General features: G+C 71.4%; 15 protein-coding genes. 6 read left to right on the forward strand and 9 right to left on the reverse strand.

Features of this window, described 5'->3' with window-relative positions; genetic code table 11:
- Window position 1 precedes the first annotated feature (1 nt).
- Window positions 2–535 carry an RNA 2'-phosphotransferase gene (locus VFZ20_RS05725; RefSeq protein ID WP_349264070.1) on the forward strand — a complete coding sequence of 178 codons (534 nt, stop codon included), beginning with the start codon at window positions 2–4 and terminating at the stop codon, window positions 533–535.
- A gap of 12 nt (window positions 536–547) precedes the next feature.
- Here VFZ20_RS05725 and VFZ20_RS05730 read toward each other — a convergent pair whose 3' ends face one another.
- The 5 genes from VFZ20_RS05730 to VFZ20_RS05750 form a co-directional block, all read right to left on the reverse strand.
- Window positions 548–922 carry a hypothetical protein gene (locus tag VFZ20_RS05730; RefSeq protein ID WP_329682878.1) on the reverse strand — a complete coding sequence of 125 codons (375 nt, stop codon included), beginning with the start codon at window positions 920–922 and terminating at the stop codon, window positions 548–550.
- Window positions 923–999: 77 nt separating this feature from the next.
- Window positions 1,000–1,188: a hypothetical protein gene (locus VFZ20_RS05735; RefSeq protein ID WP_329682879.1), complete on the reverse strand. Its 189-nt coding sequence runs from the start codon at window positions 1,186–1,188 to the stop codon at window positions 1,000–1,002.
- 281 nt (window positions 1,189–1,469) lie between these two features.
- On the reverse strand, window positions 1,470–1,904 hold the full coding sequence (locus VFZ20_RS05740) for an OsmC family protein (protein ID WP_329682880.1): 435 nt from the start codon (window positions 1,902–1,904) through the stop codon (window positions 1,470–1,472).
- Window positions 1,905–1,989: 85 nt separating this feature from the next.
- Window positions 1,990–2,178: a hypothetical protein gene (locus VFZ20_RS05745; RefSeq protein WP_329682881.1), complete on the reverse strand. Its 189-nt coding sequence runs from the start codon at window positions 2,176–2,178 to the stop codon at window positions 1,990–1,992.
- Window positions 2,179–2,583: 405 nt separating this feature from the next.
- Complete coding sequence (locus VFZ20_RS05750) at window positions 2,584–4,410, reverse strand: acyl-CoA dehydrogenase family protein (protein WP_329682882.1); 1,827 nt, start codon at window positions 4,408–4,410, stop codon at window positions 2,584–2,586.
- Window positions 4,411–4,848: 438 nt separating this feature from the next.
- On the opposite strand from VFZ20_RS05750, the gene VFZ20_RS05755 reads away from it, so the two are divergent.
- Window positions 4,849–6,063, forward strand: coding sequence for a hypothetical protein (locus VFZ20_RS05755; RefSeq protein WP_329682883.1), 1,215 nt, complete (start codon window positions 4,849–4,851; stop codon window positions 6,061–6,063).
- Here the strand turns inward: VFZ20_RS05755 and VFZ20_RS05760 are convergent.
- Window positions 6,060–6,257: a hypothetical protein gene (locus VFZ20_RS05760; protein WP_329682884.1), complete on the reverse strand. Its 198-nt coding sequence runs from the start codon at window positions 6,255–6,257 to the stop codon at window positions 6,060–6,062. The two genes, VFZ20_RS05755 and VFZ20_RS05760, sit on opposite strands and share 4 nt — an antisense overlap.
- A gap of 589 nt (window positions 6,258–6,846) precedes the next feature.
- Here VFZ20_RS05760 and VFZ20_RS05765 point away from each other — a divergent pair.
- On the forward strand, window positions 6,847–9,072 hold the full coding sequence (locus VFZ20_RS05765) for a vWA domain-containing protein (RefSeq protein WP_329682885.1): 2,226 nt from the start codon (window positions 6,847–6,849) through the stop codon (window positions 9,070–9,072).
- Between the two features lie 421 nt (window positions 9,073–9,493).
- Here the strand turns inward: VFZ20_RS05765 and VFZ20_RS05770 are convergent, their stop codons facing one another.
- The 3 genes from VFZ20_RS05770 to moeB all read right to left on the reverse strand — a co-directional run bounded on the left by VFZ20_RS05770 (window position 9,494) and on the right by moeB (window position 14,805).
- Window positions 9,494–10,477, reverse strand: a complete 984-nt coding sequence (locus VFZ20_RS05770; protein ID WP_329682886.1) for a threo-3-hydroxy-L-aspartate ammonia-lyase — start codon at window positions 10,475–10,477, stop codon at window positions 9,494–9,496.
- 175 nt (window positions 10,478–10,652) lie between these two features.
- On the reverse strand, window positions 10,653–13,127 hold the full coding sequence (locus VFZ20_RS05775; protein ID WP_329682887.1) for a cation:proton antiporter: 2,475 nt from the start codon (window positions 13,125–13,127) through the stop codon (window positions 10,653–10,655).
- Between the two features lie 490 nt (window positions 13,128–13,617).
- Window positions 13,618–14,805 carry a molybdopterin-synthase adenylyltransferase MoeB gene (gene moeB, locus VFZ20_RS05780; RefSeq protein WP_329682888.1) on the reverse strand — a complete coding sequence of 396 codons (1,188 nt, stop codon included), beginning with the start codon at window positions 14,803–14,805 and terminating at the stop codon, window positions 13,618–13,620.
- 564 nt (window positions 14,806–15,369) lie between these two features.
- On the opposite strand from moeB, the gene VFZ20_RS05785 reads away from it, so the two are divergent.
- The 3 genes from VFZ20_RS05785 to VFZ20_RS05795 form a co-directional block, all read left to right on the forward strand.
- On the forward strand, window positions 15,370–16,050 hold the full coding sequence (locus tag VFZ20_RS05785; protein WP_329682889.1) for a DedA family protein: 681 nt from the start codon (window positions 15,370–15,372) through the stop codon (window positions 16,048–16,050).
- Window positions 16,051–16,052: 2 nt separating this feature from the next.
- On the forward strand, window positions 16,053–17,252 hold the full coding sequence (locus tag VFZ20_RS05790; protein WP_329682890.1) for a LysM peptidoglycan-binding domain-containing protein: 1,200 nt from the start codon (window positions 16,053–16,055) through the stop codon (window positions 17,250–17,252).
- A 25-nt stretch (window positions 17,253–17,277) separates the two neighbouring features.
- Window positions 17,278–17,535 (forward strand): PRC-barrel domain-containing protein (locus VFZ20_RS05795; RefSeq protein WP_329682891.1); only part of this gene is annotated, 258 nt, incomplete at its 3' end.

Raw genomic sequence — 17,535 nt, forward strand, 5'->3', positions numbered from 1 at the left:
GGTGCGAAAGAGCAAGTTCCTGAGCCGGGTGCTGCGGCACGCGCCGGAGTCCATCGGCCTGGAGATGGACGAGGCGGGATGGGTGGACGTGGAGGCGCTGATGCGGGCCGCGCGGCGCGCCGGCGTGGGGCTGGACCGGGCCACGCTGGACCGCGTGGTGGCGGAGAACAACAAGAAGCGCTTTGCCTACAGCCCGGACCGCAAGCGCATCCGCGCCAGCCAGGGGCACTCCGTCAAGGTGGAGCTGGGGCTGGATCCCGTCGAGCCGCCGGAGGTGCTGTTCCACGGCACGGCGGACCGCAACCTGGACTCCATCCGCGCCGAGGGGCTGCGGCCGGGAAACCGCACGCACGTGCACCTTTCCGCGGACGAGCCGACGGCCGTCGCCGTGGGCAGGCGGCACGGGCGTCCCGTGGTGCTGCACGTGCGGGCCGGGGCCATGCACGCGGCGGGACACGCATTCTACCGCAGCGACAACGGCGTGTGGCTGGCGGACACCGTCCCGGCGGAGTTCATCGACGTTCCCGGAGCGTAGCCGGGCGGCGGATCAGGCGGCCTCCGCGGGCCACTGCAGCCCCAGCTCCTCCAGCAGCCCCTCGCGGATGCCGATGTCCGCCAGCTCGGCGCGCGTCCAGCCGGCGGCCAGGATCTGCCGCACCTGCGCACGGTACCACGCCCGCTCCTCCGCCGCCTCCGCCACGTCCTCGGGATGCGGATGATCCACGTCCGGCAGGGGCCCGCGCAAGGCCGTCCGCCACACCTCCCCGCGCAGGCGCAGTTCGCTGGACCGGGCGAGCAGCGCGTTCGCGTGGCGGCGCAGGGCACCGGCGCGCTCCAGCACCTCGCGCGTGTGCAGGCGCAGGGCGCGCGCACGCACGAGCAGCCGGGCGTTCTCCGTGGGATCGTGGGGCGGGAAAGACATCGAGAGCACTCGCGGACTCGGGTTGCACAAACCTTATGCAAGGTTGATGCACAATAGGTCCGGCGGGTGCCCGGGCGCTAGCGGTCTACCTGCGTCTCCGTGCGCTGGTCGGGCTTGAGCCCAAAGAGCTCGCGCGTGCAGGAAAAGCAGCTGCCGTACGTCAGCGCGCCCCGGTTGCGCAGCTCCAGGATGCGCTCCTCGGGGACCTGCGCCCAGCGGCCGCGCGGGGTCCTGAGCTTCCGGCAGTGCATGCAGACGACTTCCATTTCGCTCCTCAAACGACATGGCGTTACTATCGGCACCCGAATCAGGGCCGTAAAGTAACGAGCCCGCCCTCATCGGCATAGATTCGTGTGACGAACGGGACGGCAGGAGGGACGAACCGTCCTTGCCCGCCCACGGCCGGCGCCGACCCTGAGAGGGAAGTACGGGCGCCGATGTTGGAAAGGATGTACGAACGCCGGCCGGGCGGGCGAAAACGCCCCTGCAACGTGATCACGCGTCTTCGCGCCGCCCCCGCGGCTGGAGCTGAAGCGGCCAACAAGCGCTACTCGCCGCCCATGGGCGGGCTGAGCTCGATGTCCCACGACGTGCGGATGTCGGGCGCGAGCGAGTTGGCGACGGAGCAGTACTTGTCGAACGAGAGCTTCACGGCCCGCTCCACGTGCTCGCGGGGCGAATCCGTGGCCACGTGAAAGGTGAGGTGCAGGTCCGTGAGCCGGCGCGGCGGCTCGGGCGCACGGGAAAAGCGGACGGACACGCGGGCGGTGGTGGCGGGCGTGCGGCGCTTTTCCAGGTAGTCCACGACGTCGATGGCGCTGCACGCGGCGATGGAGGCCACGAGGGCGTCCACGGGGCTGGGCGCCTGCTCCTTGGTCCCGTCCATCAGCAGGGTGGGGCCCCCGGCGGGGCCGCCGCGCCAGCGCATTCCGCCTTCCCAGGCCACTTCGATGGGGTACTGCGCGGGCACTCCGTCCGGCATGGTTCCTCGCAAGCTGAAAGTGAAACGGCGCCCGCCCCGGGCTGGCCGGGGCGGGCGCGCGCGCGAAGCCGTCGCGGGCGTCGGCTCAGTACCCGCCGGGCGGCGGCGGGTCGCGCGGCTTGGTGCGGCTGGTGGCCGAGATGATGCCGATGCCGATGAGCACGATGGCGCCCACGGCGATCCAGGTGGTCGGCACGCCCAGCAGCGAGGCCGCGATGGCGAGCCCCACGATCAGGACGATAAAGCCGAGCAGGTATGTTCCGAAAGACGACATGGGCTCCTCCGGGTTGAGTTTTCCGGGTTTGCGAGAAGGCAGGGAACGTGCCGGAACGGCAGGGAATAGGGAATAGGGAATAGGGAATAGCGGGCAACGGCGTAGAACAGCGGAAACGAGAGCTCGTGCACAGAGGCGACGTTCGTGCGGGCGCCCCCTCCGCTCGCCGAGGCTCGCCCTCCCCCAAAACCCCTGGGGGAGGTTGGAGGTATCCGGACGGGAGCCGCCGTTCTCCCCCTCTCCGCGAGGAACGAGCGGGGAGGGGGCCGGGGGGAGGGGCGGGCTGCTGCCGGCGCGATGCCCGCCTCCAGCCGTCATTCCCTCCCCCGCCCCGCCGCTGCAGGCTGTCCCCTGTACCCTGTCCCCTGTCCCCGCAGTTGCAGGCTATTCCCTATTCCCTACTCCCTATTCCCTCGAAACGGCCGCGCGGCCCTGCTCGCCCATGGGCCGCGTGTCCGTGGGCGCGTCCGTCTGCGCGATCACGTCCTGCGCCACGGCGCGCACCAGGTCGTCGCGGTTGCCGTTGAGCGCCTCGCGCGCCGCCCGAAAGCGCAGGCCGCTGCGCTGGCAGGCCAGGTCGCACAGGCGCAGCACGCGCTGCACGGACTCGTCGTCCAGCGGCTGGCGCGTGCTGGTGAACGGCGGCGCCACCTTCATCCCCCGCTCACGCGCCCGCAGCAGCGCCTGCGTGTGCGACAGCGTGGCCGCGCGCACGTACAGCTCGATGGCCATCTCCCCCAGCCGCGTGACGACGAACTGCCGCTCGGTGATGCGCTTGCCGTGACGCCGCAGCGCCCGCTCCGCCGCCAGGCGCAGGTCGCGCGTGTGCTCCACCAGGTAATCGAAGTGCGTCTGCAGCCGCGGATGCACGTCCGCCTCCAGCGCCGGCTCGCCCCGCCCCAGGGCCAACCGCACGCGGTCCGCCGCGAAGTCCGTCAGCAGGCCGATCTGCCGGATGGGCTCGCGCAGGGCCGCGGCCACCTCCTTGAGCGCCTCGCCTGGTCCCTGCAGGCCCGACAGGCCCACGAACAGGCTCAGGATCTCGTTGGTCCCCTCGAAGATGCGGGTGATGCGCGCGTCGCGGTACATCCGCTCGTACGGATAGCCCTTCACGAAGCCACGCCCGCCCGCGATCTGCACCACCTCGTCCACGGCGCGGTCCAGCGCGTCGCTGTTCCACACCTTGGCCGCGGCGGATTCCAGGGCGTAGTCCACGTCCCCCCGGTCGTTGAGCCCCGTGGTGAAGTACGCCACGCTCTCGGCCGTGAACGCGTCCGCGGCCATGGCGGCCAGCTTGCCCTGGATGACCTCGTAGTTCACCAGCGTCTGCCCGAACTGCTCGCGCCGCCGCGCCCAGTCCGTGGCCAGGCGCAGGCTCTGCTTGACCCCGCCCGCCGCCCCGGCCGACAGGCCCTGGCGGCCGGAGTTCAGCACGCGCATGGCGATCTTGAAGCCCTCGCCCACCTCGCCCAGGATGTTCTCCGGCGGCACGCGTACGTCCTTGAAGTACAGCTCGGCCTGGTTGGAGCCGCGCGCGCCCATCTTCCGCAGCTCCGGCCCCCGCTCGAAGCCGGGCATGTCGGGGCGAAGGATGAAGGCCGTCACGCGGTCCGTCGTCTTGCCGTTGCGCTCCACGGGCGTCTGCGCGAAGGCCACGATCACCTCGCTGAAGGAGCCGTTGCCGATCCAGATCTTGGAGCCGTTCAGGATCCAGGACCCGTCGCCGGCCGGCAGCGCGCGCGACTTGATGCCGGCCGCGTCGCTCCCCGCCTCGGGCTCCGTCAGGGCGAACGAGGCCATCCACTCGCCCGTGGCGGCTTTCGGAAGATACAGGGCCTTTTGCGCGTCGTTGCCCGCCAGCTGGATGCCCTTGATGCCGATGGACAGGTGCACGCCCAGCAGGATGCCCAGCCCCGGATCGAACCCCGTGACGTACTCGAACACGCGGCAGTACGCGCTCTGCGACAGCCCCATCCCCCCGTACTCTTTCGGGATGGAGATGCCGAACAGGCCCATCCGCTTGAGGCCGTCGATGGCTTCGGGCGGAATGCGCTCGTTCTCATCGATCCATTCGCGGTCCAGGCTGCTCTCGCAGTAGTCCCGCAAACGCGCGATGAACCCGGTGACGAGCTCCTCCTCCTCGTCGCTGATGCGCGGGTACGGAAAGAGGATGGAGTCGTCGATACTGCCGTTGAACAGCTCGCGCGTAAAGGACGGCTTGTCGTTGGCCATGGCGTTTCGAAACCGGCTGCGGTGGATGTACGGCGGATGCCGTGTCGCGGCGGTTGCGCAAGAATCGTCTCCCTCGCGGGACGGCGTGGAGTGCGGGGGACGGGGGACAGCCTGCAACGGCAGGGAACAGGGAACAGGGAACAGGGAACAGGGAACAGGGAATAGGGAATAGCCGGCAAGGGCAGTTCGGCGCGGTCCATCCTTCGTACCTCCGTACCTCCGTACCGCCCGCCCTGTGACCTTCGGAACACCCCGCGCGTCCCTTCCTTGCAACAAAGGGGTTGCGCGAAAGACGATCTGAGGGAACATTTTCAGCTTGAAAACGTTTACAGACGTAAACCGTTGCGCCGCATCCGCCTTTCTCGCCCGTCGATGGCCAGCACTCAGCCACGCGCCCCACGCCGCTCCGCCGGCCGACGCACTCGTGTTCCCCCCGCATTGACCCGCGGATCAGAATCCCTGCCCGGCGGCCCCGTCCTGGACGAGGTGGCCGGCGACCTGGGCGTGGCCCTGTGGAGCGCGCTTCGCAACGTGACCACGTGGGCCGCCACCCCCCCGGCGCGCCGCGCGGGGCTGTTCGCGGCCCCTTCCGCCGCCCGCCGCGAGGAGGAGCTGTCCCGGCTGGAGGTGGACGCCGAGCTCGTGGCGCCCCTTTCCGTGATGGTGCGGCTGCTGGAGAACCCCGTGGGGATGGAGCTGTCCCGGCTGGTGAACGCCTGCCGGCGCATTGCCCTGTGGGCCGAGCAGCGGGGGCACCTGGGCACGGCGCTGGAGTGGGCGCAGGCCGCCGCCGTGGCCGCGCCGCAGAGCGCCGGCCTGGCGTACGCCGTGGGCCGCCTGGCCCGCCGCCGCGCCGAGTACGACCGCGCCGAAAGCTGGTTCGCCCGCGCCATCGTGCAGGCGCGCCGAGCCCAGGACTGGCGCACCTACGCCCTGGGCTACAGCGGCCTGGGCAACCTGCTGGTGCAAAAGGGCAACTTCCCGTCCGCCAAGCGCGCGCACGGGCGCTGCCTCAAGGCGGCCCTGCGCCACGGGATGACCACCCTGCAGGGCGACGCCTACCACGACCTGTTCGTCACCGAGATCGAGACGGGCGCCGGCCCCGCCGCCGATGCCCTGGCCGAGCGCTCCATGCACGCGTACGGCGCCGGGCACCCCAAGCTGCCGCGCCTGGCATTCGACGTGGCGTACCACTGGATGCTGGAAGGGCTCTTTCCCGAGGCCCTGCGCCTGGCGCTGGCCCTGGAGCCGCACTTTCCCGCGCCGGCGGAGCGCGCCCTGGCGCTCAGCATGATCACGCGGTCCGGCGGGGGCGCGGGAGACAGGACGGCCTTCCATGGCGCGCGCGAGCGCCTGGACGCCCTGCTGGCGACGGGAGCGGGCGCGGATTCGGCCGCGCGCGCCCTGCTGGGCGTGGCGTACGGCGCCGCGAGCCTGGGAGAGTGGACGCTGGCCGAGGACTACGGACAGCAAGCGCTCCGCGTGGCCGCGGAGCGCCGGGAAGGAAAGATCGTCGTCGCAGCGGAGGCTGCCCTGGACTTCGTGCGGGCCCGCGCGCGGGTGGCGGCGCCCAGCGACCGGCCCACCGCGGCGCGCCTGGCCGACGAGATGGTTGCGGCCCTGAGCGCCCCGGGAACCCTGGTTCCGGCCTAGTTGCCGGAACCCATGGCCCCGCCGGTGCGCGACGGGCTCTGCGTGGTGTCCGGGGGCGGCGGCGGCGTCTCGTCGAGCGACGGAGCGGTAACGGCGGGGGTCCGGGTGGCTTCTTCAGTCGCCGTGACGGAGCCCGTGCAGCCGCTCAGGGAGACGGCAACGAGCAACCCCGCGAGCAGGCCGCGGATCTTCATGAGGAACTTGCCTCCAGAAACGAGTTTGGGGGAAAAGGGAGCGGAGTTCACGCCCCAGACCTGAAGCTTACGCCATTCCCGCCACGGGCCAGCCTACCCGACCCGCAGCAAATCGCTTATTTCCAGACAGATCGCGCCGCAGAGCACCGGGATGGTGCAAACGGGCAAGAAGTGTCGGAAGGTATTGCACAATAGCAAGTTACGTCAGTACCGCTCCCATTATGGATTCGCGTGGGAAACAGATGGAATCTCCGTCCGCTCCTCCCTTGAATCCTCAAGGTTTACGCGCCTTTTTGCCGCCCGCCGTCCGCCTGGACGGCGGGCGTTTTTCATCCGCGGGGCAACAGCGTCGCAGTCCATCTCCGGCGCGCGTCCTCTGCCACACGTTTCCCGCCCCGCGCCCGCTCGTTCCCGTCCGTTCGTCACGCAGGGACACCGCCTGTCACAGCCCGGAGTCGTGGTGACCTGTTGGTTGGATGGCATCCAGAGCAGGCGATCCACGTCCACGGAGACGGAAAGGAGGACGGCACCCGCGCCATTTCCCCCCGATCGAACATCCTTCATCCCACGCTGGAAGAGGAGACCTGCCATGAACCGATCCTTCGTCCGTGCCGTCCTCGCCCTGCTCCTGCTGCTGGCCGGACCCCTGGCGGCGCAGGAGCGGCCCGCCGTCGTCGCGGGGCGCGTGACCAACACGCAGGGCCAGCCGGAGGCCGCCGTGCTGGTGCGCATCGAGGCGCTGAACGTGGCCGCGTACACCGCCGCGGACGGCCGCTACCGCCTGGTGATCCCCGCCGAGCGCATCCGCCCGGGACAGCCGGTCACCATCCGGGCCCTGCGCACGGGGCTGTCGCCCGACTCGCGCACGGTCACGCTGAGCCCCGGCGCGCACCTCACGCAGGACTTCCAGATGGCCACGTCCGTGCTGCTGCTGGAGGACGTCGTCGTCACCGGTGTGCCCGCGCCCACGTCGCGCGCCCGGGTGCCGTACGCCGTGGGCAGTGTGTCCGCGGCGGAGGTCCAGGCTTCGGCGCCCGGCTCCGCCACGGCGATGCAGGGCAAGGTGCCCGGCGTGACGGTAGCGCAGGGCACGGCGCCGTCCGTCCTGCTGCGCGGGACCACGACCGTCCACGCGCCGGGCGGGCCGGAGCCGCTGTACGTGGTGGACGGCGCCATCGTGAGCGCCGACGCGCTGCGGCAGCTCGATCCCGCCCGGATCGCTTCCATCGAGGTGGTGAAGGGCGCCGCCGCCGCGTCGCTGTACGGCTCGCGAGCAGCGAACGGCGTCATCCAGGTCACCACGGTGAACGGCGAGGGACTGCCGGCGGACTCGTCGCAGGTCGCCCTGGCGCCGGCCGATACGGCAGCGTTCAGCACGGAGGAGTACAACCCCATCTACGAGAACCCCTTCCTGGCCGCCTCGCGCGAGCCGCTCTCCACCTTCGGGATCGACGTGGACCCGGCGTCGTACAGCAACGTGCGCCGCTTTGTCCGCGACGGGACGGCGCCCCCGCGCGACGCCGTGCGCATCGAGGAGCTGGTGAACTACTTCGCGTACGACTATCCCGATCCCACCGGCCCGCACCCGTTCGCCGTGGTGACGGAGGTGGGCGCGGCGCCGTGGAACCCGCGCCACCAGCTGGTGCACGTGGGCATCCAGGGCCGGCGGATGGAGACGCGCGACCTGCCGCCCAGCAACCTCGTCTTCCTCGTGGACGTGTCCGGCTCCATGGACGAGCCCGACAAGCTGCCCCTGGTCAAGCAGTCGCTGCGGATGCTGGTGGAGGAGCTGGACGGGCGTGACCGCGTGGCGCTCGTGGTCTACGCCGGCGCGGCGGGGCTGGTGCTGGACGCCACCCCCGGCGACCGCCGCGAGACCATCCTGGACGCCATAGACCGGCTGGACGCGGGCGGCAGCACGGCGGGCGCGGAGGGCATCCGGCTGGCGTACGAGGTGGCCCGGCGCGGCTTCATCCCCGGCGGCAACAACCGCGTGATCCTGGCCACGGACGGCGACTTCAACGTGGGCGTGAGCAGCGAATCCGAGCTCGTGCAGCTCATCGAGCAAAAGCGCCAGGAGGGAACGTTCCTGACGGTCCTGGGATTCGGCAGGGGCAACCTGGCCGACGCGCGGATGGAGCAGATGGCCAACCACGGCAACGGCAACTACGCGTACATCGACGGGCTGATGGAGGCGCGCAAGGTCCTGGTGCAGGAGATGGGCGGCACGCTGTTCACCATCGCCAAGGACGTCAAGCTGCAGGTGGAGTTCAACCCCGCGCGGGTGTACGCGTACCGGCTGATCGGGTACGAGAACCGGCTGCTGGCAGCGGAGGACTTCGCGGACGACCGCAAGGACGCGGGCGAGCTGGGCGCCGGGCACAGCGTGACGGCGCTGTACGAGATCGTCCCCGTAGGCGAGGAGTCGACGGTGGACGTGGGCGACGTGGCGGACCTGCGCTACCAGCGGCCGTCGTCGGAGCCCGTGGGGGCGTTCGGCGGCGAGCTGATGAACGTCAACATCCGCTACAAGCAACCGCAGGGCGACACGAGCGTGCTGCTGTCGCACGCCGTGCGGGTGCCGCGCGGCCGCGCGCGGCTGTCGGACGACTTTCGGTTCGCGGCGGCCGTGGCGGAGTTCGGGATGCTGCTGCGGGGCTCGGAGCACCGCGGCCGCAGCAGCCTGGACGAGGTGATGACGCTGGCGCGCGGCTCGCTGGGTGACGACCCGCGCGGCTACCGCCGCTCGTTCCTGCAGCTCGTGCAGGACTACCGCCGCCTCCCCGGCGGCGACGGCGACGTCGCGGCACGCTGACGCGCGTCAGCGGAGGGGGATGGAGCGCGCGCCGGGCCAGCCCGGCGCGCGCTTTCGTTTCATCCCGCCCGTGCCGTCACAGGGCGCCGAGAAATCCTCCGTCCCCTGCCATTCAATGAGACCCAGAGAGCGTCATCCTGAGGGAGCGCCGCGCGTACGTGAACGCACGCAGAACTCTGGCGCGACCGAAGGATCTTGTGTGCGAAACTCGAAGGTGGCCTTCGCGCACAAGGGTCGCCCCCGAGCTTCGCGGGCAAGATCCTTCGTCGCCGCCAGGGCTCACGCATGGACAGGGGTCTACGCGGCGGCTCCTCAGGATGACGCTTCTGGCCCATCCAGGCTATACAACATCCTCTCGGGATGATGCACATCGGAGGAAGCTTCTTCCACATCCGTGCCGACGACATGGGCGAAAAACAGGTCAGCGGCCGAACAGTTCGAAGGCGCTGGCCAGGTCCACGTTGCCGCCGCTGATCACCACGCCGACGCGCATCCCGCGGAACGCGTCGGGATCGGCCAGCAGGGCGGCGAGGGGGACGGCGCCGGAGGGCTCCACCACGAGCTTCATCCGCGTCCACAGGAAGCGCATGGCCTCCACGATGCCGTCCTCCGTCACCGTGCGCATGTCGCTGACGTTGGCGCGGACGAGCGGCAGGGTGATGCGGCCCAGCGACGGCGTGCGCAGCCCGTCGGCGATGGTGGCGGGGTTGCGGACGGTCTGCAGCTCGCCCGTGCGAAAAGTGCGCGTGGCGTCGTCCGCCAGCTCCGGCTCCACGCCGATGATGCAGATCCCCGGCGAGGCGTCGCGCGCCGCCAGGGCGCTGCCGCTCAGCAGCCCGCCGCCGCCGCAGGGCGTCATCAGCACGTCCAGGGATCCCGTCTCCTCGAGGAGCTCCAGCGCGGCGGTGCCCTGCCCCGCGACGACGTCGGCGTGGTCGTACGGCGGGATGAGCACCATGCCGCGCTCCTGCTGCAGCTCCGCGGCGATCTCCTCGCGCGAGCGGCCGTGCTTGTCGTACAGCACGACCTCGGCGCCGTAGCCGCGCGTGCCCTCGATCTTGGCCGCGGGCGCGTCCATGGGCATGACGATGACCGTCTGCACGCCCAGCAGCCGCCCCGTGAGCGCGACGGCCTGCGCGTGGTTGCCGGACGAGTAGGCCAGGACGCCACGCGCACGCTCGTCGTCCGAGAGCTTGCTGACGGCGTTGTACGCGCCGCGGAACTTGAAGGCGCCGCCGCGCTGGAAGTTCTCGCACTTGAAGTGGACTTCCGCGCCCAGCCGCTCGTTGAGCGTGCGCGAGGTCATGACGGGCGTGCGGTGCGCCATGCCGCGCAGCCGCTCCGCCGCCGCGCGCACGTCGTCGGCGGTGGGGAGCGCGAGGATGGAAACTTCAGTGTTCGTCACGGAAAAATCTCGGGATCGCGAAATGGTGGTTCACGGGAGCCGGGCCCCGCGCGGGGGCCCTCCCCCGGCCTCGCTCAGGCTCGTCCACCCCCTCCCACAAACTGCGTGGGAGGGGGGATAAACTTCAAGCGGGTTCCCTGCAGGGCATCTGTACCTTCGTACCTTCGTACCTCCCTCACTCGTCCACGTGCAGCCAGTCCAGAGTGCTGCCGGGGGCGTGGCGCTCCAGCAGGCTGCCCGTGGCTGCCGGGTCCGCGAGCAGGCGGGCGATGCGGGCCAGCGCGCGCAGGTGCTCCTCCGCCCGCTCTGCCGGGCTCACCAGCAGCACCAGCAGCCGCGCCGGCCGCGTGCCGTGCGGCAGCCGCACGCCCTCGTCGCTGATGCCCAGCAGCAGCAGGGGCCGCGGCAGCCCCGGCAGGCGCGTGTGCGGCAGCGCCACGCCGGGCGCGATCTCGCTGCTGAACCGCTCCTCCGCCGATTCCATCAGCTCCGCCACGCCCTGCACCGTGGCCGCGTCCAGGACGGGCGCCAGCATCTCGCGCACGGCCGGCCCGAACGCGTCCGCCCGGAGGCGCACGACGCGGTCCGGCGCCAGCGCGTCGCCCAGGCCGTCCGCGGCGGCCTCCGCCGGCAGCTCCGACTCCGCCGGGTAGACGGCCAGGAAGCTTTCCGGCGCCAGCTCCGCCAGCCGCGACGGCAGCCGCTCCAGCCGCGGATGCCACGCCACCGTGCCCCGCCGCGCGCCCATCAGCACCACGAGGTCCTCGCGGCGCAGGGCGCCCTCCAGCCACTCGGCCAGGGCGGTCCAGTCCGGCACCGCCTGCCAGTCCGCCGCCACCTGCGGCCGCACGCCGCCGTGCATCGTCCGCACGCGCTCCCCCTCGCCGCCCACCACCACGCCCGTCATCCCCGCGCCGATGCCGCCCGCGATGCGGTTGACCGTCGCCAGCGCGTCCGCGAAGCCGGGGTGCCGGTCCGCCGCGGGGGGCACGAGGACGACGAGTCGCCGCGTCACGTTGAGCGGATGGGCCAGCCTGGCCACGAGCACCATCTGCCGCGTGCGTTCCAGCAGCTGGTCCAGCACCGTGCCGAAGACGGCACGCGCCCCCGTCCGCCGCCCGTCCCAGCCGATGAGGACCGTGGATGCGCGCGTCTCGGCCACGCCGCGCGCGATGCCCGCGGCCACGTTGGCATCCACGCGCGTCACGGGGCGCACGGGCACCTCGGCGGCGGCGGCGTGGCGCACGGCGCCGGCCAGCATCTGCTCCGCCTCGGCCACCCACGCCTCCGTGGCGTTCCCCTCGTCCGGCGCCACCGTCAGCGGGTACAGCGGCTCCTCGCTGTCCGCCCCGCGCACGACGAACGCGAGGTCCATCAGCGCCTCGGCCGTGGCGGGATTGGCGAGGGGGATGAGCACCCGGCGCGGCGCCGTCGTGGGATCGTACGGCCGCGCCTCCTCCCGCCGCGCCACCATCCGACCAAAGCGCTCCACCGCCCAGGGACCGGCCAGGCAGGAGACGAGGATCATCACCACGACGGCGTTCACCTCCGTCTGGTCCAGCAGCCCCAGCTCGTACCCCACGAGGACGATGGCCAGCGTGCCCGCCGCGTGCGGCACCGTGAGCCCGAACACCGTCCACGACTCCGCCGCGTCGTACCCGAACGCCCGGCCCGTGACCCACGACGCCAGCCACTTGGACGCGATGACGCCGATGGAGAAGACGAGGGCGACGATCCACGCGCGCAGGCTGTCCAGGGCCCACACGTTCACCAGCATCCCCACGGACAGCAGAAAGAAGGGGATGAACAGCGTGTTGCCCACGAAGTGGATGCGGTTCATCAGCGGCCCCTGCGCGGGCACCAGGCGGTTGAGCGCCAGGCCGGCCAGCAGCGCGCCCACGATGGGCTCCACCCCCGCCGCGTGGGCGAAGTACGCGATGGTGAACAGCGACGCCAGGACGAAGATGAACTCCGTCCCGCCCTCGCCGGAGCGGCGAAAGAACCAGCGCCCCAGCCGCGGCAGCCCCCACATCACCGCGAGCACGTAGACGCCGAACGAGAGCGAGAGACGGCCCCAGAACGCCAGGTCCAGCGACGCGCCCCGCGCCTGGTTGGCCACGACGGCAAAAAGCAGCAGCGCCAGGATCTCGGTGAGGATGGTGCCGCCCAGCGCCGTCGTGACGGCCTCGTTGCGGACGATGCCCAGCCGGCTGGCGATGGGGTACGCCAGCAGCGTGTGCGACGCGAACACGGCGCCCAGCAGCAGCGCCGCCGTCAGCGAGTAGCCCAGGGCCAGCCCGGCCGCCCCGCCTACGACGGCCGGGACGACGAACGACAGCGTGCCAAAGACGATGCTGCGGTTGCGGTACCGGCTGAACTGGTGAAGGTCGAGCTCCAGGCCCACCATCAGCATGAGGTACAGCAGGCCGACGGTGCCCAGCAGGACGATGGTCTGGTCGCGGGCCATCAGCCCGAATCCGTGCGGCCCCACCGCCGCGCCCGCGACGATGAGGCCGATGACGCCCGGCACGCGCACGCGCTCGGCCAGGACGGGGACCACGAGAAAGAGGAGCGTGGCCAGCGCGACGATCAGGACGGGGTCCGTGAACGGCGTGCTGGGGATGATGGACAGCAGCAGGGGTGCGAGCATCGGCTTCCTTGGCCGTGGGGGGTTGAGGCCCAGGTCAGGGAGCAGGGACCGGTGCCCTCCTCCGGACGACGTCTTGGGATGCGGATGCGGATGTGCGCCGCGGGTTTCGTGCCCAACCAGCAGCTACTTTGCTGGAGGGGGCTTCAGGATCCGGCCGTGTGGCGGAGTATCTCTCGCCCGCCGAGGGCCCCCTCCCCCCGGCCCCCTGCCCCCGCTTCGCGGGGGAGGGGGAGAACTGCGGCTCCGAGCGGAGGCGGCCCAGGTGCACGATCTCACCCCCTCGCCAACCCCTCCCCCGAAGTTGGGGGAGGGGTCGACCGACGTCGCGAGGAACGAGCGAAAAGGCGGTTGGGGGAGAGGGCCCCCCGTCGCGCAGCGACGGGGAACCGCCTCCTCGCCACACTCGCCCCCTTCGGAACGCCGTTGCCGGCTGTCCCCTGTAACCTGTCCCCTGTCCCCCCGCCGTCCGGCTGTCCCGCAGTCCCCGCGGTCAGTACTTCGGGATGCTGGAATCCACCTCGTCGGACCAGGCGAGGATGCCGCCATCCAGGTTCCACACGCGCTCGTAGCCGTGCTGCTTCAGGAAGCCGGCGGCCTGCGCGCTGCGGGCGCCGCTGCGGCACTGCATCACGATCTCCTCGTCCGGATCGATCTCGCCCAGGCGCTGCGGCAGCTGCTTCAACGGGATCAGCCGGGCGCCCTGCGGCTCCAGGTTGCCGATGTCCCACTCGAACGGCTCGCGCACGTCGATGATGGTCAGCTTGTCGCCGCGGTCCAGCCGGGCCTTGAGCTCGGTGGGGGTCATCTCGGGAATGGCGTCGCTCATGTGCGTCTCCGGGGTGGCGTCCGCGGGGGTGTATCCGCAGAAGCGCTCGTAATCGATCAGCTCACGGACCGTGGGCGCGTCGCCGCAGACGGGACACTGCGGGTCGCGGCGCAGGCGCATCTCGCGGAACCTCATCCGCAGGGCATCGAAAAGCAAGAGACGGCCGATGAGCGCATCTCCCTGCCCCAGCAGCAGCTTGACGGCCTCCAGCGCCTGCACGCAGCCAATGATGCCCGGCAGCACGCCCAGCACACCGGCCTCCGCGCACGACGGCACCTCGCCCGGCGGCGGCGGCTCGGCGAACAGGCAGCGGTAGCAGGGCCCGTGGCCCGCCCAGAAGACGGACGCCTGCCCCTCCCAGCGCAGGATGCTGCCGTAGATGCACGGCCTGCCCTCCAGCACGCACGCGTCGTTGACGAGATAGCGCGTGGGAAAGTTGTCGCTGCCGTCGATCACCACGTCGTACGCGCGGACGATCTCGCGCGCGTTGGCCGACGTCAGGCGCACGGGATGCGGCTCCACGACGACGTGCGGGTTGATCTCGGCGATACGGTCGCGGGCGCTGTCGAGCTTGGGGCGGCCCACGTCGGACGTGCCGTGGATGACCTGCCGCTGCAGGTTGGTGGTGTCGACCGTGTCGAAGTCCACGATCCCCAGCGTGCCCACGCCCGCCGCCGCCAGGTACATGGCCGACGGCGAGCCCAGCCCGCCCGCGCCCACCAGGAGCACGCGCCCGGCCTTGAGCCGCCGCTGCCCCTCCGTCCCCACCTCCGGCAGGATGAGGTGCCGCGAGTAGCGGATGCTCTCGTCCGTGGAGAGCGCCGGCAGCTCCGATGCGTCGATCGTGTTCATGCACGACAGGTTAGGCCAATCGCGAGGGCAGGGCAACCGGGCAGAGGCGACGTTCCAGCCGTCGCCCCCACCCGCTCGTTCCTCGCGACCTCCCCCAAACCCCCTGGGGGAGGTTGCTCCTGCACGAGTCCGGATCCGCGGCGCGACGCCGGCTCCGCGCGGAGCGAATGAATTCGCCGCTGGAAAGGCACGAAGTCCGCCTTCGCGGACTGCCCCAGCGCGCCAGGCCCAAGTACACCGGGGCGCGGTTCAAGCAGTTGAAGCCTCACGCAGTTTGTGAGGCTTTCCGCTGTCGTTGCGGCGGCTTCAGCCGCTCCGCCCGGGCAGAAGCCCCGTGGATCAGAACCTCGACCGGCATCGATCACCGGAGGTTCGGCGCCACCGGGCCCGACGAATCTTCGCGCGCCTTCGCAGTGTATCTCTGCCGACATCGGCTCGAATCGCGTCCGGACGGGGCGCAAACCTTGTATCCCCATGCCGCCGCCCGTACACTCAGGCACCTGTGTCGGGAGGCCTCCCGACCGCTGACCAGCCTTGCACCGGCGGCCCGGGAAGAGCGACCGAATGGAGTTCCTGCTGCAGGCGGTGGATTATTTCCGCCACATCGACGCCCACCTCGCCGACCTCCTGCGGGAGTACGGTGTGTGGACGTACGCCATCCTGTTCCTCATCATCTTTTGCGAGACGGGGCTGGTGGTCACGCCCATCCTGCCCGGCGACTCGCTGCTGTTCGCGGCCGGCGCCGTGGTGGCCACGGCCAACAGCCAGCCCGGCCAGCCCGCGCTCAGCATCTTCTTTCTCTGGCTGCTGCTGGTGGCCGCGGCGGTGCTGGGCGACTCGGTCAACTACCAGATCGGCCGATGGCTGGGGCTGCGCGTCTTCAAACCGGACGCGAAGATCATGAAGACCGAGTACCTGGAGCGCACGGAGGCGTTCTACGCCAAGCACGGCGGCAAGACCATCATCCTGGCGCGCTTCATCCCCATCGTGCGCACGTACGCGCCGTTCGTGGCGGGCGCGTCGCGGATGGACTACGCCAAGTTCCTGAGCTTCAACGTCATCGGCGGGCTGGTGTGGATCACCCTTTTCCTGTTCGCGGGGTACTTCTTCGGGAACATCCCGTTCGTGCAGAAGAACTTCGAGTACGTGGTGATCCTCATCGTCCTGCTGTCGGTGGTGCCGGTGATCATCGAGTGGCTCAAGTCCCGGCGCGAGCGGCGCGCCCAGTCCACGCAAAAGTCCTGACCATGCGCAGTCTCCCGCTGTTCCTGCTGCTTTCCGCCACGCTGGCGGCCGCACTTCCCGCGGCCGCCCAGACGACCCCGCGCCGTCCCCCCGCGGACACGGTGCGCTTTGGCGCCACGCGCCCGTCCGCCGGCGACAGCATCCGGATGGCGGAGTACGACGAGGGCCAGGACGCGCCCACGTCGGCCGCCGTGCGCGGGGACGATGAGGCAGATGCGGCGGAGGACGCGGACACGATCCCGCCCAAGCCGCGCGACGGACCGTACGCGCGCGCCCGGGGCACGGGTCCGTTCAGCGTGCAGGCCAGCGGCGAGACGGCGGCCCGCCCGGCGCGCGGCGAAGTGGTGTGGCTGGAGGGCCGCGCCGCGCGTCGCGACACGTCCGCCTCCGCGCGTCGCGACACGGCCCGCGCGGGCAACGGACAGCGCGTGGCGTCCGGCCAGACGGCGCGGCGCGACACGGCATCGGCTTCGGGCAATCGGCCCGCGCGGCGTGACACGGCGTCGACGGCGACCAACCGTCCGGCGCGGCGTGATACCGCATCCACCGCCAGCCGCCCCGCCGCGCGCGACACGGCCGGCGCGCGGCGCAACGGGCAGTCCGCGTCCACCACGACCGGCAATCGTCCGAACTCCACGAGCACGACAGGCACCACGACCGGGCGCAATGGATCGGCATCCACGTCGTCGTCCACCAGCGCGAACAACGGGCGGACGGGATCGAATTCCTCGTCGTCTTCGAGTAACACCAGCGGACGGACCGGATCGACCTCGTCATCCTCCTCTTCGTCGGGATCGCGGGCGCGGTCGCACACGGTGGCTTCGGGCGAGACGTTCTACGGCATCGCGCGGCGCTACGGCGTGACGGCGGCGCAGCTGCGCGCGCTCAACCCCGACGTGGAGCAGGACGACCTCGAGGTGGGCGACGTGCTGCGCCTGCCCGCCAGCGCCCGCGACTCGCGCGCGAGCGGCAGCTCCTCGTCGAGCTCCAGCTCGGGCTCGCAGGGGCGGACGGGCGCGCAGACGCAGCCGCGGCAGGGCGCGCAGGGGCAGCGGCGCTCGCACACGGTGGCCGCGGGCGAGACGCTGTTCGGCATCGCGCGGCGCTATGGCGTGTCGGTGGACGCCATCCGCGAGGCCAACGACATGGAAGGCGACCAGGTGCGCACGGGCCAGCGGCTGGTGATTCCGCCCGCGCGCTGACACACCGGACCGGAGGGAGGGGAGGATGGCGGAAAACGCAGCCGCGCGCGCCGAGGTGCTGCGCACGCGCGACCTGGTGGGCTGGGCCGTGGCGGACCCGGCCGGCGCCAACGTGGGGACCGTCTCGGACGTGCTCATCGGCCGCGACGGGCGGGTGCGCTACCTGGCCGTGAAGCGCGGCCTGCTGGGCGGCAGCGTGCTCATCCCCGTGGAGGAGCTGGACTGGGGCGAGCAGTCCATGCGCCTTACACGGTGGGTGGACGCGCAGGTGCGCCGCCTGCCC

Origin of the sequence: Longimicrobium sp. (assembly GCF_036280135.1) — a bacterium.
Classification (GTDB): domain Bacteria; phylum Gemmatimonadota; class Gemmatimonadetes; order Longimicrobiales; family Longimicrobiaceae; genus Longimicrobium.